Genomic DNA, 23,068 nt, shown 5'->3' with positions numbered 1-23,068 from the left:
CATTTGTAGTTCATTTTTTCCTTTTTAAGAAAGTTCGATACTTACTTTTCTACCCATAGGAATCAACTATGGGATTATATTATAATATTACTTATGTGACTAGGCTTAATTATCGAAGTCCACTGGAAGTATGGAATTACTCAGGAGTTTCATTGGGTGCTACTGCAGGAGGTCTGTGGACATGAAGGTTAGGCGATTGTCCCAGAAAAGATATAACCTACCTCTTTTATTATACCCGCAGGGTGATATTAGGTGAAAGTACCACTATGGGTATGGACAGTATTTTTGGTTGTAGCATTGCTGGCTACACCGGTAGTATCGGCAGAGAATACAAATGGATATAAGGTGCGTCCTTCTATAGGGAATGCATCGGGAGGTAACACATCGGCAGATGCCATTAATCCCCTTAATGTCATTACTCCCCTTACGGTGAGCAACTCCATTATACAGGGACAAACTATCAGACATCAGTTTAATATTGGAAGTGGGGTAAGATGGCTGGAGGTAAATCTTGACTGGATATCTTCAAGCGACTCACTGGCACTAACAGTTTATACACCAGGCTGGGCTAAAGTCGGAACATATCACGATATAGATGACGGGGTAATAGATGGCAAGATTCATATAGACATCATACCTAACAGTGGTTACGTAGAACAAGGTGCATGGACGTTTGATGTTTATGGGGAACGCGTTGCCACACAAAGAACTTACTACCTTGACGTGTACCAGCACTACTAGATTAACTAAAGTAGTAAGTTTCCTTATTATCTTTATTTTATTTTTAATATTTCTGGCACCTCCAGCAGCTGCTACTGATTATACTGTCAGACCATCAATAAGCAAAGAGCCCGGCGCATCAGTGTACGGTGAAAATGTTAAGGAGGTCGATCCAATACCCTACTGGCTCTACCTCATATTATTAGTATTTCCGCAATTAACAGCCATGCCGCTGGAGTCTCTGCTATCTATAAAATTACTTCCTTATCTGGGGTATAAAAAAATCGCCAGAGAAAACATACTTGATAACTCAATAAGGCTAAAAATTTATAATTTCATAAAAGAACATCCCGGCATTTATTTCAGAGAAATTATTAAAAGAACTGAACTTAACAAAGGAACTGTAGGATATCACCTGGAAATTATGAAAACAGAAAAAATGATAGAATCTAACAAAACAAATGGAAAACTCCGCTATTTTTTGAACAATTCAACTTATACAAAGGAAGAACAGACTGTAATTTCTGTGCTGAAAAATGATGTACATAGAAAGATCATTTTAGAAATTCTCAATAATCAAAGCATAAATCATAAAACCCTTGCAGAACAAATCGGAGTTTCTGCACCCACAATTACTCAGCATATTAAACATCTGAAAGAGCAGGGGATCGTTAAAGCTGATACAAATGGCCGGTACACAAATTATAGCATTGATTCCAATTACTTCGATTCATTGCAGAAATATATGAGTATAACTCCATAATAAAGGCCGATATAAAAAGAGAAAAAAATTTTCTTATTTATTGGTTTCACTGGATTCAGTTTAACATTTTCGTAAGAGCTATGTCTGAAGATGCACTCTTTTCGAAACTTTTATTAACATGCGTTATGTTTGGATGAACATAAGGTAGTTATATGAAAAACCTTTTCGCAAAAATAATCCTGGTTTCGATCTTAATATCGCTATTTGCTGGCTGTGTCCGGCAGGCACAGACCGGAGACGCATCATCCGCTCCGCAGGAGTTGTACCTGGCTACGACAACTTCTACCTGCGACACCGGATTGCTTGACGTGCTGAACAAGAAGTTCGAGAAAGAAAATAACGTAAAAATATTGACGGTATGTGAAGGGACGGGCAAGGCGATAGCCACAGGCGAACTCGGAGCAGCGGACGTGGTAATGGTACATGCAGTCCAGGCTGAATTAAAAGCAGTGGCTAACGGGAGTTTCATAAACCGCACCTACATGATGTACAATTATTTCGTAATCATTGGGCATGAAAATGATCCGGCGGGAATAAAGAATGCTAGCAATGCTACGGATGCTTTCAGCAGAATAGCCGAAAAACAGTCTCCCTTCATATCGCGCGGCGACGACTCGGGCACGGATAAGATGGAAAAATCCATCTGGAAGGCTGCAAATATCACGCCATCCGGAACATGGTATCAATCCGTGGGCAAAGGAATGGGCGAGACTATCACTACTGCCGATATCAAAGGAGGCTATACCCTCTCTGACCGGGGAACATACCTTGCAATGAAGGATAAAATAAAACTGGGAATCCTTTTCGAATCTGACCAGAAGTATCTTTTCAACCCCTACCATGTCATGGCTGTGAACCCTGCCAAGTTCCCGAATGTGAAATACGAACTAGCAATGAAGTATATTAACTATGTGACATCTCCGCAGGGACAGGATATTATTGGAAACTATGGCAAGGATAAATACGGAGAAGGGCTTTTCGTGCCAGCCGCAGGTATTAAGGAGCAATGAGCAGTGCAGACTTCCTGTTGCAGGGGATTATCAGGGCTTTTGAGCTGATATTCAGCTTGAACCCCTATATCCTGAGCATAACAGGCATCTCGATAAAAGTATCTGGCACTGCCACTATCCTTGCAACCCTTACTGCCATACCTCTTGCATTCGCTATCACCTTCCTGAACTTCCGTGGCAAGCAGGCGCTGATCACACTTATCAATACAGGCATGGGTCTGCCCTCGGTCTTTGTTGGGCTTTTTGTTTTCGTGACGTTCGTGCCTGCCGGTCCTCTTGGGCTACTGAATATGATTTATACCCAAAAAGCCATGATTTTAGCCCAGTATATTCTTATCACGCCTGTAATTTCCGGCATCTCGCTTGCTGCAATAAAAGCAGTCCCGCAGCCGATAGTCGAAACAGTTTATACTCTCGGAGGTAGCAAAAAAGACGCTGCGTTCGCGATTTTAAGAGAGGCAAGATTCGGCATCATCACAGCGATATTAGCAGGTCTCGGAAGGGCGCTTGCGGAGGTGGGCGCCATACTTATCGTGGGCGGCAATATCGCCTATACGGGCAGCGTGGGTGGAATAGGTGAAGGGGCATCTTACACGCGCACGCTAACGACTGCGATTACATCAGAAACAAGCAAAGGCGATATATCCACATCTATTGCCCTTGGGATTATTCTTATTTCCCTTGTCCTTTCGGTTAATATCCTGGTTAACTTCTTCCAGAGGAGGGATTGAAATGGCTGAGGAATTGATCAGGATACAGAGCCTCTGTAAATCCTTTGGAAACAAGGAAGTATTAAAAAACGTAAGCCTGGTGATTAACCGGGGTGAAATATTTGCCCTCATCGGACCGAGCGGGATGGGGAAGACAACACTGCTTCGGATATTAAACTTTTTAGAGACGCCTTCGGATGGGAAACTTGTATTCAACGGGATTCACCGCTGCCACGAAATCGACACCCGGCGCAGGATGTCGATGCTTTTCCAGACGCCAGCCATTTTCAATACCTCTGTGTTCAGCAACGTGGCTTACGGGCTGGAAGTACGCGGTGCAGATAAAAATACAATTAAAGAAAAAGTGATGAATGCGTTAAATATAGTGGGGCTTCCGGGCAAAGAGCTTCAAAAAGCCAGGACACTCTCAGGCGGGGAGGCACAGCGCATGGCTTTTGCGCGGGCGATAGTTTACGACCCCGATATCCTTCTTCTTGATGAGCCGACCGCGAACCTTGACCCTGCGAATGTGGCAAAGATAGAGGAGATCATCGAACAGATACGGAGCGAGCGCGGTACGACCATAGTTATCGCGACGCATAACATCTACCAGGTAAAGCGCATTGCAGACAGGGTGGGCATACTGTTGAACGGGGAATTGATAGAGGTGAACAGAAAAGACGGCATTTTTACAGCGCCGAAGGATGCAAGGTCGGCGGCGTTCATAAGGGGGGAGATGATTTATTGAGCCAGATCAGTCTGATTCAGCCATTTATTTCCGCCTCATCACAGCCCCGAAAAACCCATCTGTCCCATGAACATGCGGCAGCGACCTGAAAAACCCCTTCTCTGTCATGAATTTGCTGAATAATTCCGGGTTTACTTCTATCACAGGGACAAGGCAAAACTCCTCATTCTCCTCAAGGAAAGCTCTTACGACTCCCTCATTCTCCTCCCTGCTTATCGTGCAGGTTGCATAGACCAGCCGCCCTCCTGGTTTTACAAGTTCGCTGTATTCCCTGAGAATCTCTTTCTGCTTCTCTGCAAGCTCCGAAATATCCCGTTCTGTCAACCGCCATTTCGAATCCGGGTTCCTCCTGAACACGCCCATCCCGGAGCATGGGGCGTCGATGAACACGCAATCTGCGGTGCCTTTAAGCTGCTTTAATTTTGCGTCTTCGGGGGTCATAGTATGAATATTTGAAGCGCCGCTCCTGCCTGCCCGCCTCCTGAGATTTGCGAGTTTTCCTGCATGGGTGTCCATAGCCAGTATAATCCCACGTGTTTTCATCAGTTCTGAAAGAAACAGGGATTTGCCACCGTTACCAGCGCATGCATCGACCACATACCCGCCGGGTTTTGCCCCTGTAAGCATGGTAATAAGCTGGCTGCCTTCATCCTGCACCTCAAAAAGCCCGCTTTTGAACGCACCGGTTTTGAATATATCCTCTTTTTTATCAACGACCAGCCCGCAGGGTGAAAAGGCTGTCGGGGACGAGCCGTAGCCTTCATCCTGCAGCAACCTTTGGAGAGGCTCACGATCTGTTTTCAGGGGATTTGTCCTTATCGTAAGTGGAGGGTCGAGGTTATTGGTGCTGCAAAGCGCTCCAACAGCCCGAACATCATTGAGTTCCCTGAACCACTTTTCTACGATCCAGCGGGGATGCGAATGGTATATTGATATATACTCCAGAGGAGCTTTTTCTTTATCCGGGTAGATAACTTCTTTATTTCTCAGTATCCCTTCAACCGTCCGTTTTACAAAGCCGCCACTCTCTTTTTCCAGTGATGAAAGAGCTACAGCGTTATTTATTATACCAGCAGGTGATGCGTCCATGAACACAGCCTGATATGTGCAGAGCCGGAGTATGTTGAGTGTATTTAAACCAACCCTGGAGATAGCGGCTCTTGATGCGTTTTCAATAATATAATCTATCCTCCCCATATGCCGCAGTATCCCATAACCGATCTCCACGATAATTGCTTTTTCAGCAGATGAGAACTCTTCGCTTTTAAAAAGCCCGCCGAGGAGAAGGTCGGGGTATTTCCCCTCACCGATAGCTGAATTCAGCAAGCGCATAATTGCAAAATACGCTTTCTGCCTGATGAATATGCTATTCTTTCCTGAAGTATGCATACCCATCCATTTCCCTTGTATTACTTAAGCATGAACCTCTGCTAGTAGTCCGGTTAATGTATGTGAGCTTTGTACCTGAATCCTTGATTTTTTAGACTTCAAGTGGAACGTACAGTCGCAGCATCTCTGTTAAGTCTGTAAGTGGTAAAAGGTTATACTGCAGTATCGCTTTTTTTAAGTGCTTTAAATTTTGATAAATTAAAATCAGAGCACCACTCATATCCGCTTTTAGCATTTTCTTTAAGGTCTTTTTTGAATATTTCCGCAGCTCGAGTTTTATTTATTGCACCATTATGAAAAGCAACAGCCAAATCAAGACTCATTAATTCACCCTGCAATGCTTCGTCCCTATAGAATTTTCTAACTCTTGTTCTCCCTTTATCATGAATTGCGCCCTGTGTTATCAGGTTTGATATTTCTAATATTTGAGAACGGGACATAGTGAAATATACTATAGCTGGAACTGGTTTCTCTTTGCCTTTATTCTCTGTTTCTTGTTTTCTGTTTCTCCTTCCTAATTTGTTTACAAGCTCATCGAGAAGTTTAAACTCTTTATCAGTCAATTTGTTTTGAACTAAAATGTTATTTGATACAACCGTCTGGACTGCAGATTCAATATCTCTAACCGATATTTTAATGATCTGGCCTTGTTCTTTTATACCTATAGCTCTTTGATGCAAATTATCATACGCTTGTTTTAAAATCTCAATATATCTTCTTGGAATGCCATTTGCTGTATATGCTGCGATAGTAAATGCTTTATCAGAATCAAAAATATCATCTATAGTGCCTCTACCACCAACACCAAACCCATTTCCACCCAAATATCGAAGTCTTTTTTCGGTTAATGCAGAAAAAAAAGACTCGTACTCTTCTAAATTTTCATCAAGCTGTAAGTAATCCACTGAAGCATCGTTTCCTAATTCAAAATTAAATGAATCACCATGCAATTTTGAAGGGTAATAAGTAGCTTCTGGGGGATATACTGCAGCAACGAAGTATAGATAGTTTTGTTGAATATCTGCCCCTGCAGCCCCTCTTATCAGCTTTAATAATCTGAATACTTCTATTTGACCTTCTTTACTTGCTTCAGAACATTCATCTATTAAGACTAAAGAATATGATAAACCAAGCATGATTTTTAACTGTTTGAAGAACTCCCGTATAAATTCTGCAGCATTCTCATGAGAAAGCGTAACTCCGACTAATTCGGCTTTCTTTTCTATCTCTTGGTCGCTTGAAACCGCTGCAGAAACTCCTGCAGATTCAAGTCCCACGTTAGTAGAAATTCCTTGTTTTTCTGTTTCTAATGTTCTTATAGTAATATTTTGAGGAGAATATGTAAGTTTATGCAGCAACAAATCGTTAAGTTGTTTTATGTCCTTTATCGTCGAGTCAAAGTCTTTATTACTCTTTATCCCAAAAAGTCTCTTCAAAAAGTCTAAAGCAGAATTTGTTTTTTCGTTCTCAACAAAACTAAAAATTTTTTTTGTTATTCTCTATTTTATTTATTGCCTCTAAAACTATTCCAGCATATAATTGGATTCTAAATCGTGAAATATCTTTGTCCCATTGAGATAAAGATGCAAGTGACATGTATATGGGTAATACTTTATATTTTTCGAAATTCTGCAGGTAATTATTACCTATCATTCTCAAAATGTGTGTTTTCCCTGTACCCCTAATACCTTCTACTACAGTATTTTTTCCTCTTTGCTGAATGAATTTTTCTACATCAAACGTATGGTTTATATGTGTTTCTGGGAAAAATCCGCCAGCTTGTGCATCATGATTAAAAAATTCTGATGCAAGTTTCAATATGGGCATTAAATCACACCGTTTCCTCAATATTAACTCAAGCTTATTTATGCTTATTGCTTGCTTTCTCTATTTTAAATTTATAGATGTGATAAAGAATATTCAAAATATATCATTAGATATCTATAAATTAAACCGTACTAGAAGATTGACACAATTTGAGGAATTAGAAGATTAAGATAAAATTCAATTTCACAAATGAGCATAATTATAATAATTATATTTTCTTTTTAATATTCATTACATTAGCTTTATATCTGATAAAGCATATTTACATCATGAGGTGAAATAAGGCAAGAACGATAAAATGTGTCATTTAAGAGATGCTTAGCAAACCCAATAAAGAGTTTGCCAGCATAACCTAATAAATATCCAATACTTGTTATGGTTTTTGTTGGTAAATAGCTTTTGGTTTAGCTTTTGCTGTCTTTCTGAACTGAGCATTGTGGAGACATAAAAAGGAGGCTATTATGAACCCAAGTCAAATAATTGTAGAAATAATTACTTGTGTAATACTTCTATATGTGTTGTTTGCAGTGATACAAGCTCTTCCGTAAGTTAATAAACTTTGTAGCTTTGCAAGGCAAATAAGTTTAAATCTTTTTTTCTTTTTAATTCTTGATCTAAAAATCAACCGTATATCTGACAAAACCTTCAATAGAGGCATGTATAAGGAAAAAGATTGGAGGCGAAAGGTTTAACAAAATTTTAGGAGTTGGAAGATTAAAAAGCAATTTTAAAATGGGATAATTGCTCATCTGGGATATTATAGTAAAATTTACTAAAATACCATATCCATACGTCCCTTGTAATCTCCATATATTCTTTTAGATTATTCATATCTAAATCTTTAGCCTTGTCAATTTTAATTGAACTAAAGTGTTTTGCCACATCATTATAAAATTGATTAAACCGTAAAAATCGTTCATATAAATCACGAGAATCGGTTTTTAGTCCTGCTTTCTCAACCAGTATTTTTAATGACGGCGTTTCTTTTCTTTTATTTATTGTATGGTAATTTGCTCCAAACAGGTTGCTAAGACTACTTCCCAAGAGATTCACCGTTTTAATCATATAAGATAAATTCGGATTGTTATTTTCTTTTATCTTCTTATACTCATTGACGGCATCAATCCAATAATCAAGTTGAAGATTCACCACAACAGGATGTTTTGGTGACAACGAGGGTGATGCAGAAGCCAGTATTGCAAATTCGGTATTATTTCTTTTCTTAGAATTTTTTATCATAGTTTGCTTACCAATGTATTTCAACTATCTTTAAAGTTAAGTGTTTAAACGTGTACCTCATACACCTTAACTTAACAGAATCAGTCGCAGCAAAAACATATATACCATAAAAGTAATAACAATGTTATAACATGAAACAAAAAATCAGGAAAGTCGGAAACAGCATGGGGATAATAATCCCGCGATATATGCTGCAAGAGATGGGTATGCCGGAAGTAGTAGACATAAATTTAACTGAGGGTAGTTTGTTAATCAGTCCTTTGGATAGTAAGATTATCAGACGCAAGCCAAGGGATGAAGATGAGACAATCGGCTTATACAATCTGATGAAAGCTAACATAGAACGCAACATCAAAAAAGGAAAAGTACGGTGGGTTAACAAAAGAGAGATGGAAAGGACGATATGTTAGAAGAACTAAAAAAAATAGCGGCCATAGAGAACCTTGTAGATAAAAAAGCGTATTTCATGTCCCTTCTAACACAGGAGGCTGAGAAAAGGAATACACGTCCTATTGTTGTTGGAGGGTCCGCTGTAGATTTTTATACGGAAGGAATATTTCCAAGTTACGACATAGACCTTATACTGGATTAATGAACAAATTAGTATTTATGTGGAAGTACCGGGAGACCATTTAGCGGGAAACAGGGATAAAGTCACGACAATAAAGGTCGGCAATCTAAAACTATATGTAATTGGGATTGAGGATTTGATAATTGACCGCCTGGCAGCTTGCAGTGAATGGAAATCGGACACAGACTGCAAACAGGCGCATTATATGCTTAGATATTATTTTATAGCAGAATAGACTTCGATTATTTGGACAAAAAGGCAAAGGACGAAGGGCTTTTAAAAATATTAACTAAACTTTGCAGGCAAGTCTGACGGATAAAATTGAAATATCATCAAAAACAATTACATAAACATGGAAAAACTTGACGTCAGAGGTAAGGTGTGCCCCTTGCCGCTGTTCTATGCAAAGAAAAAGATGTCTGAGATGAAACCTGGCGAGGAACTCGAAATTATCACGGATGACCCGACAGCAAAAGAAACAATACCTAAATGGAGCCATATCCACGAGCAGGAAGTCGTAAAAATCGAGGATGGAGGCAACGTTTTCAGGATAATAGTCAGGAAACGCAAATAAGGATATTTACCTTTAATCTTACATGTTTAATTGACATAATAAATCGATAACTTTATATACATGTACCATTATTGATTAATGCTGATAATCATAATGGTGATTATGCATGAAATACTCTATTGGAGACGTTGTAAAATTTAAGCTCGAGTCGGGCGAAGTACAGAAAGGGAATATCCAGTATATCGAAAAGAAACGTAACGGAGAGATACTATATATAAACAGTTTCAGCAGATGGGCTTACAGGGTCCCTAAAAAAAGGGTCGTTTCGCTAATCCCAAGAAAATAGTTCTTATTTTTCGTTCCCCTGATTATCTTTTTTCTCTTTGTTTGATTCTTTCCCCGGGTTATTCTTTTCCACTTCAAGCTTCTTTTGCCATTCTATGAAATTGCAATGGGGGCATCCAATATCCCAGGGCCGCTTCCCTTTGTTTATTATTTTGATAAAATAAGACCATGGTCTTCGCACTGTTTATCCGTGATCACTATCTGTCCGCTTTTAGGCAATGGCAGGATAAAATCGCATTTCGGGTACGATGAGCACCCAATAAACCTTGAACCTTTCCTGGATTTCCGTATTATCAGGTCGGATGAGCACTTCTTACATGTCCCTATAATGCGGTCTTCATATAAACCGTTCTTAAGGGACTCACTTATAAGTTCTTTATTCTTGAACAGGTCACTGAATACCTCCTCAAGCATATCCTTTGATTCATTGACCACATATTCCTCAGTGATCTTTCCCTCGGATATTTCATCCATATCCTGCTCAAGCTTGCTCGTCATCTCAGGTTTTGTGATGGTATTTGCATACTTCTCCAGCGCCTCTATCACAGCATAGGCGGTCTTTGTCGGCTGAAGCGGATTGCCCACCACGTAAGCCCTGGAGTAGAGCTTGGATATTATTTCGTGGCGTGTTGATTTTGTCCCTATTCCCATGTCCTCCATTATCTTTATCAGGTGTCCCTGACCGTATCTTGACGGGGGCTGCGTCTCTTTCCCTATAAGATTCACTTCTTTTACAGTAAGTACCTGCCCTTCCCGGAGCTGCGGAAGTATCCTGTCCTCAGGCACATTATATGAGTAGTACCATCTCCAGCCCGGCTCCACCAGCCTTGCGCCATTAGCCCCGAACTCCTCACCGCTGATATCCACCGTCACAGCCATGGTCTCCCACTGCGTCTCGCCCGCGAACGTCGCAAAAAACCGCCTTACCACAAGCTCGTATATTTTCCATTCATCGTCCTTGAGCTGGCTTCGTTTAGCCGGCGTCGCAGGATGGATAGGCGGGTGGTCAGTGGTCTCTTTTTTGCCTCTTGTGGGCTCAAGCTTCCCTGAGAGCAGTTTTTGCGAATACGCGTGGAACTCAGTGTTTAAAAAGGAGGCAATAATATCTTTCGTGTCAAGAGTGGCAGGATAAACAGTATTATCGGTACGCGGGTACGAGATATACCCGTTAACATAAAGGAATTCCGCTATACGCATGGCATTTGCCGCTGATATCCCGATAGAGCTTGCAGCCCTGAGAAATTCCGTAGTATTGAAGGGTATGGGAGGCTTCTCATTTCTTTTTCCAAGCACGATGCTTTTTACTGTGCCTGTACTCCCGAGCTTCGCCTTTATCTGCTCTGCCTCGTTCTTATCCAGGAACCGCCCTTTTTTATGCTGCGCCTCGAATTCTCCCCCGTTCACCAGGGTGGCGAAGAGTTCCCAGTACGGCACAGGCACGAAAACATCCCTCTCTTTCTCCCGGTTCACTATTATAGCAAGCGTGGGCGACTGTACCCTGCCAACAGAGAGGAACTTATCCCCGAGCCTTCCCGAACTCAGCGAGACAAAGCGGGTAAGCACAGCCCCCCATATCAAATCGATGACCTGGCGTGATTCGCCTGCCGCTGCAAGGTTAAAATCGATATTTGCCGGGGATGCAAAGGCTTTTTTAATCTCTGCCGGTGTTATGGTGCTGTAGCGCACCCTGTCAGCCGGGACTTCGGGATTTACCTTCTTTATCACGTTGAGCGCCTCCACGCCGATAAGCTCTCCTTCGCGGTCGTAGTCTGTTGCGATGGTAAGATACTCTGCCTCTTTACCCAGTTTCCGAAGCGCCGTGACAATGTTCGCATGCGTTGGCGTCGTCTGTACCTCGGCATGGATAAGTTCTTTCAGGTCCGTTTTCTGCCAGTTATTATAATCTTTCGGGAAATCCACTTCCACGATATGCCCGGACAGGCCCATGACCGTTTTGCCGTCGAACTTATACGCATCAACACCATTGATTCTCTCCTTCGCCGGCTTTTTTTCGGACAGTATAGCCGCGATCCTCTTTGCGGCATCATGTTTCTCTGTAATGATTAAATGCATCGTATCCTCAGAAGTATCTGGAATAGTCAGGAACTTACATAAATAGCTTTCCCAAACCACAGTTCCGAATACCCCTACTTCCGAATAAGAAAAATTTATTAACTAAGTGTAATGTCCGTTAACACACTGCCGGCTTTTTCCACTAATTTTCGAGTAAAAACATGTGCAGTGGAAATATCCGCTACGTGAAACATGCGGCAATAAGTCTATGGACATTACAGATAAGATAAGGTCTTTTTTTGGACATCAAGTTCGCTTATTGCTTAAAACCGTCTGGTTTTCCTGCCCACTAGCAAGTAGATGAGGGCAACCGCTGTTATAATACTTACTACTCCCTCTGCGGGCGTTTTTTGACCACTTCTAACAGCGCACTCTGTCCGAGGATCGCAACGCTATAGTTACCCTCAGGCAGGGTGGCTTTGTACGTGAAATTGACCTCTTTTACCTCGCCAGGGGCAAGGGTAACAGACCTGTTGTCAATTTCGGTGCTGTTAACTATGAGCACGACTGGAAGGGTGTCTCTCTTCGTGCCTGCATTCGTAATGTTTGACCTTATAACAGTCGTCTCCCCGGTGGAGACCACAGGAGGGGTTATATTGATGTCAAGAGCCCTGAATTCGGAGAACGGCAGTCTTACCTCAATATCCCTGGCAGCAGTAACGTAACCGCTCTTTGATGCGGATATGGTATGCGTTCCGCCCGTTTCCAGAGTGTAGTTCAGAGAGCCGCTGCTGTCGGTCTGACCAATAGAAACATTATCGTAGGCTACACCTGCACCGCTGACAGGAGCGCCGTTGAATGTAACTTTTATTGTGATGGTCCCGAACTGGTCGGCTTTTGCAGGCGCATCTATGCTTAGCCTGTTCTCAATAAAACCTGCCACGTCTATAGTTCTGGTGGCTCTCTGGTAGCCCAGTTTGGTTGCAGTTATGTTATATGTCCCGTTAAGCGTTTTAGGCAGGGTATAGCTAAGAGTTCCTGTAATATCCGTCTGCCCTATTCCCGAATCGACAGCCACGGATGCACCTTCAATCGCAGCTCCGCCTGCTGTAACCTTTATCGTAATCGCGTCCCCGGCGGTGGCTCTGGTCGGAGCGTCTATGATAAGCTGGTTAGCCAGCATCTCTGGCACTACGGTCACAACAGGATAGAACCTGACATCACCGGAATCTGCTACCCTGAACTTGATATTACCCATAAGGTCAACCGTACTTGCGGGTGAGATACCCACGGAATTGGGGTTATCCATCTCGATCCCTGCTGCGCTGACGCTGCTTATTCTCATCTGCCCGTACCTGTCCCCGCTTTTTACCGAAGTAATGGATTCAGATATCTGGAACACTCCTTTAATAAATGCAGCCTGCACTTCTGTCCCTGAGAATACGTTGTCAAATCTTGCGATTATTATGGGAAGGTCAGATACGGCACCCACTCTCTTTGTATATACGTACGTTTGACCTGCCGAAAGGGGGGTCGTATCCACCTCATTACCATCCTTTAACAGGGTAAGCAGCATCGTCCTTGCTCTCAGGTCTATATCAGTGGCTTTCAGGACATAGCCTTCTTTCAGGGTAAGAGTGCCCCCCACGGAAATGGTACGCTGGGTCTCGTCATCAATGAGTACCTTATGTAGCTGTCCCTGGGCAAGTGCGCTCTTCTCTGCGACACGCGTGGTAGGATTCGGAGGCATGGTATTCGCTGTATATCCTGCAAAATACTTATCAGCCATGAAGCCGATTACCTGATATGAGCCGAAGTCTGAAAAATCAAAACTTATTTCCTGTGGCGATGTGGAATACACTAACGCGCCCTCCGGGATAGATGCTCCGCTGGGGTTTACCGTAAGCTTTTCAGTCCCGATGTCCTTATCCATGTCATAAAAAAGACCTATGCTTGTGCTGCCGATATTCAGGCCAAAGTTCAGGGGAGTCCACTCATTGGTCACAGGATAGATAGTTCCCCTGACATCAAAGGTGCCGGTCCTTTCCACAGACAGGGCAAAGCGAAGAACACTGCTGTTATCGGCAACAATGAGCTTTAGATTACCCATCAGGTCTATAGAGCTTCCCCCGGACAGATCGATAGAGTTCCTGTTATTCATTGTTATCTGGTCAGCGCCGGCCCCGGTTATTTCCATAATACCATACCTGTCGCCGCTGCTCACTTTAGTATAAGAATCTGATATCTGGAATACCCCCCTGACAAATGCAGCATTTACCTCTGTGCCCCTGAATACCGACTCGAAATGTACCGCTATAATGGGCAGATCGCTCACACTCCCTACCCTTTTTGTGTAGATATAGGTACCTCCACCGGCGACTACACTGCTATCAACCTCGGCTCCATTCTTTAATAGAACGATAAATATCTGCCCCGGACCTGCACCGATGTCGATTTCTCTCATCTTCAGTACATAACCGTCCTGTAAAGTCAACGTCCCACCCACGGTAACAACGCGCCGGTCTTCATCGTCAAAAAGCACTCTCTGTAACTGCCCGCCTGCAATGGTACTCATTTCTTTGTTTTTCGAGATAGTACTGTTCCCCGTATATCCTGCAAAATACTTGTCAGCCATGAATCCGATTACCTGGTATGAGCCGAAAGGTGAATAAACAAAATCGACCTCTATCGGGGAAGTTTTATAGGTCATATCGCCCTCAGCGATGGCTCTTGCAGCAGGATTGATATTATTGATCGAAAGTTCCTCTGTACTCAGGTTATCGTCGAGATTATAATAGAACCCTGAAAAGCTGTATGCATTCCAGGTGTAATTCGTGCTTAAATTCTTGCTCTCATCCCATACGCGGTTCCCGGATTGATCGGAAGCCGCATCAGCCCCGGCTGCAAGCAATAAGACTGCGAGCACTGTTATTCCAACTGCGATCCAGAATGTACTCAATCTGTACGTTTGGTTATGGTTCATGATTACCCCGGTTCTACATGGTCAGGGAACCCGGCCCACTTTTTGGTTCCCTTACTTCTAATTCCTATGATTGTCGGAAGAGTATTTAAGTTTTATTAGGCAGTTTTATTTCCTGCGTCCTCTTTTAAAATACAGCAATAGAAATGTAAGTACAGCTATTACTATGATAAGACCTGCAATAATTGCATAGCTCTTCTCGTCAAGGGTTATGGAGAACTTATCACTGCTGAAAGGATAGAAGAGCATGATACCATCGGCTGCTGTATATCTCGTTATGTTATTCTCGATTTGTTGAGCTACGCTTTCGTTCGCTACGACCTGGTTTGCCAGAGTTTGGATAGTATGGTTCGAATTATCGAACAGGAAAATATCCAGGAGGGAGTGCGACCAGAAGCCAATGAGTAAAGGAGCGAAAAGAGCGCGATGCCGGACTGCAAACAGCAGTGCCAGTACAAGCAAGACAAGAGGCGAATGCAGTCCACTGCGATGATACCAGAGTACATCCAGATCGGGGAATAAACTGGCGACAGCTACAAATGCCATCTTTTCCCGGGTCGTATCTTCCAACAGGATTGCACCAAGTACAAAGCTAAACAGCAAATGCGAGATCCAGTCCATATTTTATGATATACGGGCGCATGTTTGAAGGGTTTCTAACAGGTTGTTAACCTGAGCCTATCTATCGTTTATGGTATTCAATAATTTTTTGGTTACGTTATTGGCAGACGGTTATATCTTCGGGAAGGCTTTGAAATGACCAGTATACCGGACATCTTGATAAATATCAATGTTTAGATAACTTTTTATACCATGTGGTAGAGTTATATAGTAGGGGTAAAGCAAAATTTAAAGGGAGTCAGATAATATGAGAATAAGGGTTGTTAGCTCAAAAGAAGAAATTAATTCACTTGGCAGGTGTGAAAAAATAGTTCATCTCGCATTCCGCCCGGCAAACAAGGATATTTTCACACTGGTACGGTCATGCCCTGACCTGAAAGCCATACATATACCAAGTTCGTATATCAGGACGGTTTCAAATTCCACCAAGATGTTCCTTGATATGCAGGGTATTGCGCTGCTGGAAGGCGATGTCTGGGGTCACAGGAAAGATATTAACGAATATTCCGAGATCAGACCTGAGGTACTGGACAGGATTCAGGAATTTAAGGCAGAAGGCTTATCCGAACCTGATATGCTTGGCAGGCTGGGAAGAGAGACCCGGCTTAGCAGGGATTTATTAAAATTCCTGTTAAAAGAAAAGGCAAAATAAACAGTTGAAGTTTTGGATACAGGAGGATTAGACAATCTTTGCGCCCACTGGCACCTTAACGGACGCCAGCAGTCTGCCAGCCTGTACCGTATTTTTCAATTTAACTTTCGATGCCCTCAATATCTCGATGAACGCCTCCAACCGCGTCTTCAACTGTCCCGTATCTGACTGGCTGTAATCCGTTTCGATCTTTATCACAGGTATTCCTTCTTCCTTTAAAGCGCGCTCTACCTTCGCAAACTCTATATTGAACTCATGGCAGAACTGGAGCACGTAATATACCACGCCATCAGCTTTGTATTCCTTTGCAAGCCTTACAACATCTTCAGGTCTTTCGGCATTGGGTGTAAAGCATGCGCAGTTGATATGCAGGTACCTCCCGGCAAGGTTCTTAAGCTGGGTGTTGACAGAACCGCTGTCCGGCTCTACAAGCTGCGAGAAATAGCGCGTGCCGGTGCATGATTCCTCAGACACCACGATTGCACCGCTTTTCTCGATGATGTCATGCAGTTTCCAGTTTGGCACGGTCATCGGCGTCCCTGAGACCAGGAGCCTTGGCGCATCTCTGGAAACCACTCCCTCTTTGCGTTTTATACGATCTTCAAGCTCGTTGATGAGTTCCCCCGTTTTTTCAACGAATCTGTCCACTTCATCGAAGAAAGCAAGCTGCATTATCAGCAGGACATCCTTGCCGCTGATCGGCGGCGGATTGGCTTTCCTGGTATTGTATAGCTTCTGTAAGATATCCCGTTTCCTGTTCACCCGTTCTATGGAATCTTTGAGTTTATCATATGTGATTTTATTGCCCGTTATCTCTTCGACCTTATTTTTGAAGAGCCTTACTTCGTTGCGTGTATTCGTTCAGCAGTTCGTACATTTTCTTCTTGCCGCCGCATGTGGTCTCACCTACAAGCAGGTCTGCCGATAAAAAGTACGGGCATGTTCTTGAGGTGCGAAAGCCAAACGAGGATTTAATCAACGGGCAGGTATTCCTGGGCAGTATCTTCTCAGCATCAGCTACGGGAAAATCCGCCCCGCCGCACAGGATCAGAGGCACCGCACCTGCTGCGTGCACGATCTCTTCGGGGAAATAGGCGCAGAAAGCCCCGATCACCTTATCTCCGTTCTTTTTTCTTTCAAAGACTTCCCTGGGTCTTGCCCCGTGGATATCTGCGATAAAATTATCAAAATATGCTATGTTCCTGGGTCTGTTGGTCTGGGAAAGGTACACACTCTGATATACCACAGGCAGTACTTTCATAAGTTCATCATGTTTCTCAATATCGATCCCCAGCTCTCTCCAGAATTCTTCATTACTTATTCCGGTTGTTGATTTACCACTCATTTTTATTCTCCTTATAATCCTTCTTTTGCTATTATCGCAGCCCCGAGGGCCCCCGTAATCTGAGGTTCCTCCGGGACTGCAAGTTTAACCCCCAGGCTGTTTTCAAGCGCTTTTCTCATTGCAATGCTTTTTGCAGCACCACCTGTGAAAATCACTTCTTCTGAAACCCCAACCCGCTCCACCATCGCTTTGATGCGCCTTGCAACAGATCATGTACGCCGGCAGAAATATCCTCCAGAGAAGCCCCCAGCGCCAGCAAAGAGATGACCTCGCTCTCTGCAAATACCGTACACATGCTGTTTATCTTCACAGGCGTCCTTGAGACAAGACTTTTATTCGAGAAGTCAAGAAGCGATATCTCAAGCGCCCTGGCGGTATTTTCAATAAATCTCCCCGTGCCTGCGGCGCATTTGTCGTTCATTGCAAAATCCAGCACCTTACCCTGCCCGTTGATCCTTGTTATCTTTGAATCCTGACCCCCGATGTCTATGATAGTCCTTGCATGGGGAAATAGTGAATAACTGCCTTTTGCATGTGCCGTTATCTCGCTTACGACTTCATCGGCAGAAAATGATACCCTCCCGTAACCCGTTGCAACAATTTTCTGGCATCTCCCCTGCTCCCGGCAAGTACCTGTTCAAGAACCACCTCTCCTGTCTTTCTGGGATTAGCACCTGTCGGCTTAATAGCGCTGGCTATGACCTTCCCATTTACTGCAACCGCCTTTACCGTGGTTGATCCAAGGTCAATACCGACAAAGATTTTTCCCATGAGTTTTAAGTGGAAAGCATCGTATATATCACTATAGAAATCAGCAAATGTTGGCAGAGTTATTGTGAAAATAGAATGGTACAGGCAGTTTTTTCCTTTTCAGTTCAGGAATCCGAAGAGTTCTGGATAAAATAGCCTGTTTAAAAGGTTTGAATATGCTTGCCCGATTATTAGCATATGCCACTTACGGCTAAAGTGGAATGTGATTGGGGAGGTCACATTTCACCTCCTATACATTTTTAAGCAGTAAAAACCAGAACTAAAGGCTGAAACTAAGGGCCTATCACACTTATCCTCCTATTTTAAATCAGCACGCTCTAGATGTCATAAACAAGGATGAGGGGAATCAATCTAATTCCGCTACCGTAGATACCTGCCTAAAGTTGATATCATCAAACTCTTTAAAATGAGCATGCCCACATTTTATTTTTCTCTTTTCACTGGATTTCAGTTCTTGTCCTGCTGACTTTGTTTCGGCAACAAAATAAACGGTCTTCTCGTTCTTTTTAATCAATGCCCAGTCAGGATTGTAGCTACCAATTGGTGTTTTTATCTTAAACCAAAATGGTAGTTTAAAATAGAACTCTATATCATCCCTGCTTTCGCATTCTTTAGCAAAATCATACTCCACACTTGAATCAAGAGGAATAACGTTACTGTAAATTGTCTTATCCTGTTTGGATATAGTAAAGGTAAGGTCATTAATATGGATCTCATATTCCTCAAACAAGCGCATTTCATACTCCTTTGCACCTATCTTCTCATACTTGATACCGTCAATCATTAATTCGTAAAGAACATCTTTTATTGATATGATAGCATTATCCAGAAAAAGCTGAGGATTAATCAGCATATCACCAATTCTACCCGATCCTTTAAGAATCTCCAAAATAGTTGAGCGAGTCAACTCTGTTCGTTCCTGAATATAGAACAATATATCGGGTATCTTGAATATTCCATCCAACGAAGTCGTAGATGATGCCTTAGTATTAGCTATAATACCAAATTCATCAAACTGTAATGCGGTCTTGGTCGTACTTATTAAAGCCTTTTTTATTGTCGGCATCTGTTCAACGGCTTTTGTCGCTTTTTCTATTAATTCAGAAGTATCGTATTCTACTTTATAGGATGTATGCTGCTTGATTCTGTCCCAGATGTCTTTGAATTTTTCATCCAATTCAAAACCTTTGCGATATTTTACCGTTTCTCTATCATGTTTACTCTTAATACGTCCCTTAAAGGATACTCCGCAATCCTCTTCAATCTCACTCTGTAATTGTCTGGCAAAGTCATCGTAGGATTCATTTGCAATCACTGTCAGGCGATTAATCGTGGAATCCTGTATTCTGTTACCTGACATGTCTACCGGAAGTCTTAATCCTCGTCCGATTTCTTGCCTCTTTTTCAATTCTGATTTTGTTTCGTTCAAGGTGCATATCTGAAAGACATTCGGGTTATCCCAGCCCTCACGTAAAGCAGAATGGCTAAAAATAAAACGTAAAGGTTCGTTGATATCCAGAAGCTGCTCTTTATCTTTCATAATCAGCTTAAATGTATCATCATCAGCTTCTGATTTTCCTGTAGTATCTTTCCATTTACCTTTATTGTCCTCCGAAAAGTAACCATTATGTACTTCATCCATCTCAAAGAGAAGTAATCCCTTGTAAGCTTCCTTTCCAGAAACTTCCCGATAAGCTTCTTCAAACCACTCTGCAAACTTGCCCTTCTGTGGTTGACCGTCTGGGTCGTATTTACGGTAATTAGCAACACGGTCAATAAAAATAGAGAGAGAACCTTTATTCCTTTACTTTTAAGTTTTTTCTCTTTCTGGAAATGTTCCTCTACGGTTTTTCTGATTTGAACTTTCATCACTTCATCGGTGAGACCGCCTAAGGCATCACCTCTATTGAGTGTTTTACCGTTTGAAAGTTCAATGAAGCCATCCGCAACATCAATTCCGTTAATGATATAACCGCTTTTGTAAATCTCTCTTTTACCTGAAAGTTCGTACAGGTCATCCCCCACCTTTGCCGTAACTGTTTTTCGCTTTACGCCTTCCTTTGTGTTCACGTCTAACTTTATTTTTGCTGATGTACGGGTTTTTGTGGCATTTACACTTTCCAGACTTACAAAGGCTTCATTGAAATCGTTTTCTGTAACAATGGAATCCACTTCTATTTGTTTAACCAATCCAAGATCATAAGCTTTTACAGGATCAAGGCTGTAAACCATGTTATATCGGTTGATGTGGGTCGCTGAATACCGCAAAGTACACAATGGATTCAAATTTTCAATGGCTTTTTTCCTGAGGTCTGTTTCCATGTTCTGCGGTTCATCCACTATAACAATGGGATGGGTCGCCTGAATGAACTCTACAGGTTTTTTGCCAGTCAGTTTGTCATTGGGCTTGTTGATTATGTTCTCGTCTTTGGCGAACGAATCGATATTGATCACCAGAATCTGGATGTTGTTATTAACTGCAAAGTTTCTCAGGCTGGAAACCCTCTTTGGATCATAAACCCCGAAGTTTGCCGGGGTCTTGTCATAAATATTTTGAAAATGGTCAAATGTAATTTCAAGATTTTTTAAAACTCCCTCACGGATGGCAATTGAGGGGACAACGATAACGAATTTCTTGAAGCCGTATTTTGCCGAATAAGAGGGAGCGATTACTCGCTCCGACTCTTCTAAGAACCGTACGTGCGACTTTCACCGCATACGGCTCAAGCATTCGATAACCCTTATGTCGGGCAGCAGTTATTTTTTCATGGTCTCAGTTTCAGGTAGCCAAATTTTATTTACTTTGTCCCATAGATTATTTGCAGTACTTGTTAGTTTCTTGGTTCCAAGTTTTATCTTTCGTAAGACAAAATAGTCTTTATCAAGATAGGGGTTCATATCTAACTTCAAATTTATATGCCTGATTATCTTTGTATCAGATAGAAGATTCAGTCTTCTATTTCCCATTGAGAAGACCCAGTTCCTTTTCCTAGAGGAGTGCCAGTATTTACTGATAATCCACTGTTTAGATTTGTCAGGATGTCTTCTTTTAGCCCAATGCCAAAGCATATTCCATATCCTTGAATCAAGTTTATGGAATGTCTCACTGGATACCGCAGATTGGTGATAGTTAGACCAGCCTGTTATTATTGGGTTAAGGGCATCAATCAGTTTCTCTTGTTTCCACGTTTTCCCCTTATCGATTGTGTTACTGATTTTTTCAGTAACTTTGTCGATGGATTTCTTACACGGTTTGACAAGAAGTGTGCCATTGTATTTTCTGAAGTTCCATCCGAGAAAGTCAAAACCATTATCGATATGGGTTATCAGTGTTTTCTCATCAGATAGTTCAAGACCTCTATCCTTCAGGAATCCTTTAATCAATTCTTTAACTTCTTTAGCTATTTCCTCAGTTCTTGCTGTAATGATGAAATCATCCGCATACCTGATGAAATTCACTTTATATTTGGCAGCATGATTTTTATTTGTTCTGCCATTCTTGCCTTTGTGGTATCTATCTGCAAGCAGTTTCTCAATCCCGTCCAATGTCATATTAGCAAGGATTGGTGATATTATACCACCCTGTGGAGTTCCTGCTTCAGTTGGAAATAAGTGGCGGTCAAATATATATCCTGCTTTCAAGAATTGTTTCAGGACTGACTCGTCCATAGGGATATTGTTTATTAACCATTGATGGGAGATGTTGTCAAAGCAGCCTTTGATATCCCCTTCCAGTATCCATTTGGGAGAGTTTTCTCTGCACATACAGACGAAAATTTGTTGATAAGCATCATGTGTACTTCTGAATTTTCTGAAGCCAAATGATGTCCTGTCACCAGTTGCTTCTGCAATCGGCTCTAATGTTAAAGCGTAGAGTGATTGCATAGCTCTGTCATGCATAGTTGGGATACCCAGAGGTCGCTTCTTATTTGACCCATGTTTTTCAATGTATACTCTCTTTAATGGCTTCGCAACATACTTTTTATCGGTTAGACTGAGAGCGGCTTTCATTTTGGCTTCAGGTGATGACCATGTTTCACCGTCAATCCCTGCCGTTCTTTTGCCCTTATTTTGAGTTGGGTTTCTTGTTGCTAACAGTTTCGCATAATACGAATGGGTTAGTAGATACTGTAACCTTTTCACCAAATACCATTTATCTTCTTTAACTGCTTTTGTGATCCTGACCTGTAGCCTATTTACAAGTTTCTCAACCTTCTTCCAGTTGATATTGTTCCACTGGTCTTTCAGTTGCCTGTTTGCAAGCTTCTCATCTTTCGATGTAATTGAATTTCTTGCATTCATAGGTTTACCTCCATTCACACAATCAAACACCAGCGGTAAGTCAGCACCCTTTCAGGTTGAGGTATATCTTCAAGCCTCTATTCGACCAATTACAGGTCGACCTTTGCTTTTTACCGCATCCTCTACCCTCTGCATCTTCGTTACCCCTTGCGGAGTTCCTACCCCATTGGGAATGCATCGGGTTTACCGAGTTCTATATCCTAAATAATTTTCAAATGCCTTAGGAGCCATCTATGAGCCGAGAACCGTTTGTCCATTCCCTATAACGTGAGCGAAGCCATTATAGTCTGATTCTGCACCATTTTGGTTCAAGTGTTTCAGTCCATTTCACTTGTCATGAATTACGACTCTTACAATGGTTCAGCTTTCGCTTCTCCATAGCATTTTTTTTACCTTAGCAGATTAATTGGATTAGACTTCCAGGATAATCCACATTGTCTTATGGGCTTCATACCTTTTCATTACTGAAAACGCATGCCATAATAAGGTCATTCCGAATGGCTGGAGTGGCGTGGCTGCAATTTAGGATTTAGCTTCTCGTCGCACTC

The 23,068-nt window shown here is 42.2% G+C and carries 21 protein-coding genes and 2 pseudogenes; 10 read left to right on the top strand and 13 right to left on the bottom strand.

The features are described 5' to 3' along the window. Positions 1-252: 252 nt before the first annotated feature. From MNV_RS09755 to MNV_RS09735, 5 genes are all read left to right on the top strand, one after another. On the top strand, positions 253-741 hold the full coding sequence (locus MNV_RS09755) for a peptidase (RefSeq protein WP_096205628.1): 489 nt from the start codon (positions 253-255) through the stop codon (positions 739-741). Further along, positions 695-1,483 carry a winged helix-turn-helix transcriptional regulator gene (locus tag MNV_RS09750; RefSeq protein ID WP_179293919.1) on the top strand — a complete coding sequence of 263 codons (789 nt, stop codon included), beginning with the start codon at positions 695-697 and terminating at the stop codon, positions 1,481-1,483. The genes MNV_RS09755 and MNV_RS09750 overlap by 47 nt, the downstream gene beginning before the upstream one ends. 152 nt (positions 1,484-1,635) lie before the next feature. Next, positions 1,636-2,493: a substrate-binding domain-containing protein gene (locus MNV_RS09745; RefSeq protein ID WP_096205625.1), complete on the top strand. Its 858-nt coding sequence runs from the start codon at positions 1,636-1,638 to the stop codon at positions 2,491-2,493. Next, positions 2,490-3,224: an ABC transporter permease gene (locus tag MNV_RS09740; protein WP_096205624.1), complete on the top strand. Its 735-nt coding sequence runs from the start codon at positions 2,490-2,492 to the stop codon at positions 3,222-3,224. Before MNV_RS09745 ends, MNV_RS09740 begins: the two co-directional genes overlap by 4 nt. 1 nt (position 3,225) lies before the next feature. Continuing rightward, positions 3,226-3,951: an ABC transporter ATP-binding protein gene (locus tag MNV_RS09735; protein ID WP_096205622.1), complete on the top strand. Its 726-nt coding sequence runs from the start codon at positions 3,226-3,228 to the stop codon at positions 3,949-3,951. Between the two features lie 24 nt (positions 3,952-3,975). On the opposite strand, the gene rsmB is transcribed toward MNV_RS09735, so the two are convergent. From rsmB to MNV_RS09715, 4 genes are all read right to left on the bottom strand, one after another. Next, positions 3,976-5,346: a 16S rRNA (cytosine(967)-C(5))-methyltransferase RsmB gene (gene rsmB, locus MNV_RS09730; protein ID WP_096205621.1), complete on the bottom strand. Its 1,371-nt coding sequence runs from the start codon at positions 5,344-5,346 to the stop codon at positions 3,976-3,978. 146 nt (positions 5,347-5,492) lie between these two features. Next, complete coding sequence (locus tag MNV_RS09725) at positions 5,493-6,776, bottom strand: hypothetical protein (protein ID WP_096205619.1); 1,284 nt, start codon at positions 6,774-6,776, stop codon at positions 5,493-5,495. A 40-nt stretch (positions 6,777-6,816) separates the two neighbouring features. Beyond that, the gene (locus tag MNV_RS09720; RefSeq protein WP_096205618.1) at positions 6,817-7,167 is read right to left on the bottom strand and encodes a hypothetical protein; all 351 of its coding nucleotides are present in this window, start codon (positions 7,165-7,167) and stop codon (positions 6,817-6,819) included. A 714-nt stretch (positions 7,168-7,881) separates the two neighbouring features. Beyond that, positions 7,882-8,406 carry a hypothetical protein gene (locus tag MNV_RS09715; protein ID WP_143311723.1) on the bottom strand — a complete coding sequence of 175 codons (525 nt, stop codon included), beginning with the start codon at positions 8,404-8,406 and terminating at the stop codon, positions 7,882-7,884. 131 nt (positions 8,407-8,537) lie between these two features. On the opposite strand from MNV_RS09715, the gene MNV_RS09710 reads away from it, so the two are divergent. The 4 genes from MNV_RS09710 (at position 8,538) to MNV_RS09695 (ending at position 9,551) form a co-directional block, all read left to right on the top strand. Further along, positions 8,538-8,816 carry an AbrB/MazE/SpoVT family DNA-binding domain-containing protein gene (locus MNV_RS09710; protein WP_096205615.1) on the top strand — a complete coding sequence of 93 codons (279 nt, stop codon included), beginning with the start codon at positions 8,538-8,540 and terminating at the stop codon, positions 8,814-8,816. Then, positions 8,810-8,998 (top strand): hypothetical protein, encoded by a 189-nt coding sequence (locus MNV_RS09705; protein WP_096205613.1) that lies wholly within the window; start codon positions 8,810-8,812, stop codon positions 8,996-8,998. The genes MNV_RS09710 and MNV_RS09705 overlap by 7 nt, the downstream gene beginning before the upstream one ends. A gap of 19 nt (positions 8,999-9,017) precedes the next feature. Further along, on the top strand, positions 9,018-9,212 hold the full coding sequence (locus tag MNV_RS20250) for a hypothetical protein (RefSeq protein WP_096205612.1): 195 nt from the start codon (positions 9,018-9,020) through the stop codon (positions 9,210-9,212). 117 nt (positions 9,213-9,329) lie between these two features. Continuing rightward, complete coding sequence (locus MNV_RS09695; RefSeq protein WP_096205610.1) at positions 9,330-9,551, top strand: sulfurtransferase TusA family protein; 222 nt, start codon at positions 9,330-9,332, stop codon at positions 9,549-9,551. 432 nt (positions 9,552-9,983) lie between these two features. On the opposite strand, the gene MNV_RS09685 is transcribed toward MNV_RS09695, so the two are convergent. From MNV_RS09685 to MNV_RS09675, 3 genes are all read right to left on the bottom strand, one after another. Further along, positions 9,984-11,909: a DNA topoisomerase I gene (locus tag MNV_RS09685; protein WP_306453635.1), complete on the bottom strand. Its 1,926-nt coding sequence runs from the start codon at positions 11,907-11,909 to the stop codon at positions 9,984-9,986. Between the two features lie 328 nt (positions 11,910-12,237). After that, the gene (locus MNV_RS09680) at positions 12,238-14,832 is read right to left on the bottom strand and encodes an S-layer protein domain-containing protein (protein WP_096205607.1); all 2,595 of its coding nucleotides are present in this window, start codon (positions 14,830-14,832) and stop codon (positions 12,238-12,240) included. Between the two features lie 105 nt (positions 14,833-14,937). After that, a complete protein-coding gene (locus MNV_RS09675) occupies positions 14,938-15,450 on the bottom strand; it encodes a metal-dependent hydrolase (RefSeq protein WP_143311722.1) in 513 nt (170 codons plus the stop codon). 247 nt (positions 15,451-15,697) lie between these two features. On the opposite strand from MNV_RS09675, the gene MNV_RS09670 reads away from it, so the two are divergent. After that, a complete protein-coding gene (locus MNV_RS09670) occupies positions 15,698-16,102 on the top strand; it encodes a DUF1699 family protein (protein WP_096205604.1) in 405 nt (134 codons plus the stop codon). 27 nt (positions 16,103-16,129) lie between these two features. Here MNV_RS09670 and MNV_RS21305 read toward each other — a convergent pair. From MNV_RS21305 to ltrA, 6 genes and pseudogenes are all read right to left on the bottom strand, one after another. After that, positions 16,130-17,363, bottom strand: a pseudogene (locus MNV_RS21305) (2-hydroxyacyl-CoA dehydratase). 95 nt (positions 17,364-17,458) lie between these two features. Further along, positions 17,459-18,048 (bottom strand): annotated as a pseudogene (locus MNV_RS09660) (acyl-CoA dehydratase activase). Further along, entirely contained in the window at positions 17,997-18,218 is a 222-nt protein-coding gene (locus MNV_RS20700; RefSeq protein WP_257000015.1) for an acetate and sugar kinases/Hsc70/actin family protein, read from the bottom strand. The pseudogene MNV_RS09660 and the gene MNV_RS20700 overlap by 52 nt, the downstream one beginning before the upstream one ends. A gap of 346 nt (positions 18,219-18,564) precedes the next feature. Then, the gene (locus tag MNV_RS20235; protein WP_218837976.1) at positions 18,565-19,860 is read right to left on the bottom strand and encodes a restriction endonuclease; all 1,296 of its coding nucleotides are present in this window, start codon (positions 19,858-19,860) and stop codon (positions 18,565-18,567) included. Then, complete coding sequence (locus tag MNV_RS20230) at positions 19,761-20,888, bottom strand: DEAD/DEAH box helicase family protein (RefSeq protein WP_218837978.1); 1,128 nt, start codon at positions 20,886-20,888, stop codon at positions 19,761-19,763. Before MNV_RS20230 ends, MNV_RS20235 begins: the two co-directional genes overlap by 100 nt. Positions 20,889-20,975: 87 nt before the next feature. Beyond that, positions 20,976-22,520 carry a group II intron reverse transcriptase/maturase gene (ltrA, locus tag MNV_RS09650; RefSeq protein WP_096205602.1) on the bottom strand — a complete coding sequence of 515 codons (1,545 nt, stop codon included), beginning with the start codon at positions 22,518-22,520 and terminating at the stop codon, positions 20,976-20,978. Between the last annotated feature and the right edge of the window lie 548 nt (positions 22,521-23,068).

The organism is Candidatus Methanoperedens nitratireducens (assembly GCF_900196725.1).
Taxonomy (GTDB): domain Archaea; phylum Halobacteriota; class Methanosarcinia; order Methanosarcinales; family Methanoperedenaceae; genus Methanoperedens; species Methanoperedens nitroreducens_A.
This window is presented reverse-complemented; position numbering and strand designations above follow the sequence as displayed.

What these genes read in the sequence shown, in the direction of transcription:
- MNV_RS09745 (WP_096205625.1), top strand. Translation starts at nt 1,636, where the DNA reads ATGAAAAACCTTTTCGCAAAAATAATCCTGGTTTCGATCTTAATATCG.
- MNV_RS09740 (WP_096205624.1), top strand. Translation starts at nt 2,490, where the DNA reads ATGAGCAGTGCAGACTTCCTGTTGCAGGGGATTATCAGGGCTTTTGAG.
- MNV_RS09735 (WP_096205622.1), top strand. Translation starts at nt 3,226, where the DNA reads ATGGCTGAGGAATTGATCAGGATACAGAGCCTCTGTAAATCCTTTGGA.
- rsmB (WP_096205621.1), bottom strand. Translation starts at nt 5,346, where the DNA reads ATGGGTATGCATACTTCAGGAAAGAATAGCATATTCATCAGGCAGAAA.
- MNV_RS09720 (WP_096205618.1), bottom strand. Translation starts at nt 7,167, where the DNA reads ATGCCCATATTGAAACTTGCATCAGAATTTTTTAATCATGATGCACAA.
- MNV_RS09715 (WP_143311723.1), bottom strand. Translation starts at nt 8,406, where the DNA reads ATGATAAAAAATTCTAAGAAAAGAAATAATACCGAATTTGCAATACTG.
- MNV_RS09710 (WP_096205615.1), top strand. Translation starts at nt 8,538, where the DNA reads ATGAAACAAAAAATCAGGAAAGTCGGAAACAGCATGGGGATAATAATC.
- MNV_RS09705 (WP_096205613.1), top strand. Translation starts at nt 8,810, where the DNA reads ATGTTAGAAGAACTAAAAAAAATAGCGGCCATAGAGAACCTTGTAGAT.
- MNV_RS09695 (WP_096205610.1), top strand. Translation starts at nt 9,330, where the DNA reads ATGGAAAAACTTGACGTCAGAGGTAAGGTGTGCCCCTTGCCGCTGTTC.
- MNV_RS09685 (WP_306453635.1), bottom strand. Translation starts at nt 11,909, where the DNA reads ATGCATTTAATCATTACAGAGAAACATGATGCCGCAAAGAGGATCGCG.
- MNV_RS09680 (WP_096205607.1), bottom strand. Translation starts at nt 14,832, where the DNA reads ATGAACCATAACCAAACGTACAGATTGAGTACATTCTGGATCGCAGTT.
- MNV_RS09675 (WP_143311722.1), bottom strand. Translation starts at nt 15,450, where the DNA reads ATGGACTGGATCTCGCATTTGCTGTTTAGCTTTGTACTTGGTGCAATC.
- MNV_RS09670 (WP_096205604.1), top strand. Translation starts at nt 15,698, where the DNA reads ATGAGAATAAGGGTTGTTAGCTCAAAAGAAGAAATTAATTCACTTGGC.
- MNV_RS20700 (WP_257000015.1), bottom strand. Translation starts at nt 18,218, where the DNA reads ATGGGAAAAATCTTTGTCGGTATTGACCTTGGATCAACCACGGTAAAG.
- MNV_RS20235 (WP_218837976.1), bottom strand. Translation starts at nt 19,860, where the DNA reads ATGGATGAAGTACATAATGGTTACTTTTCGGAGGACAATAAAGGTAAA.
- ltrA (WP_096205602.1), bottom strand. Translation starts at nt 22,520, where the DNA reads ATGAATGCAAGAAATTCAATTACATCGAAAGATGAGAAGCTTGCAAAC.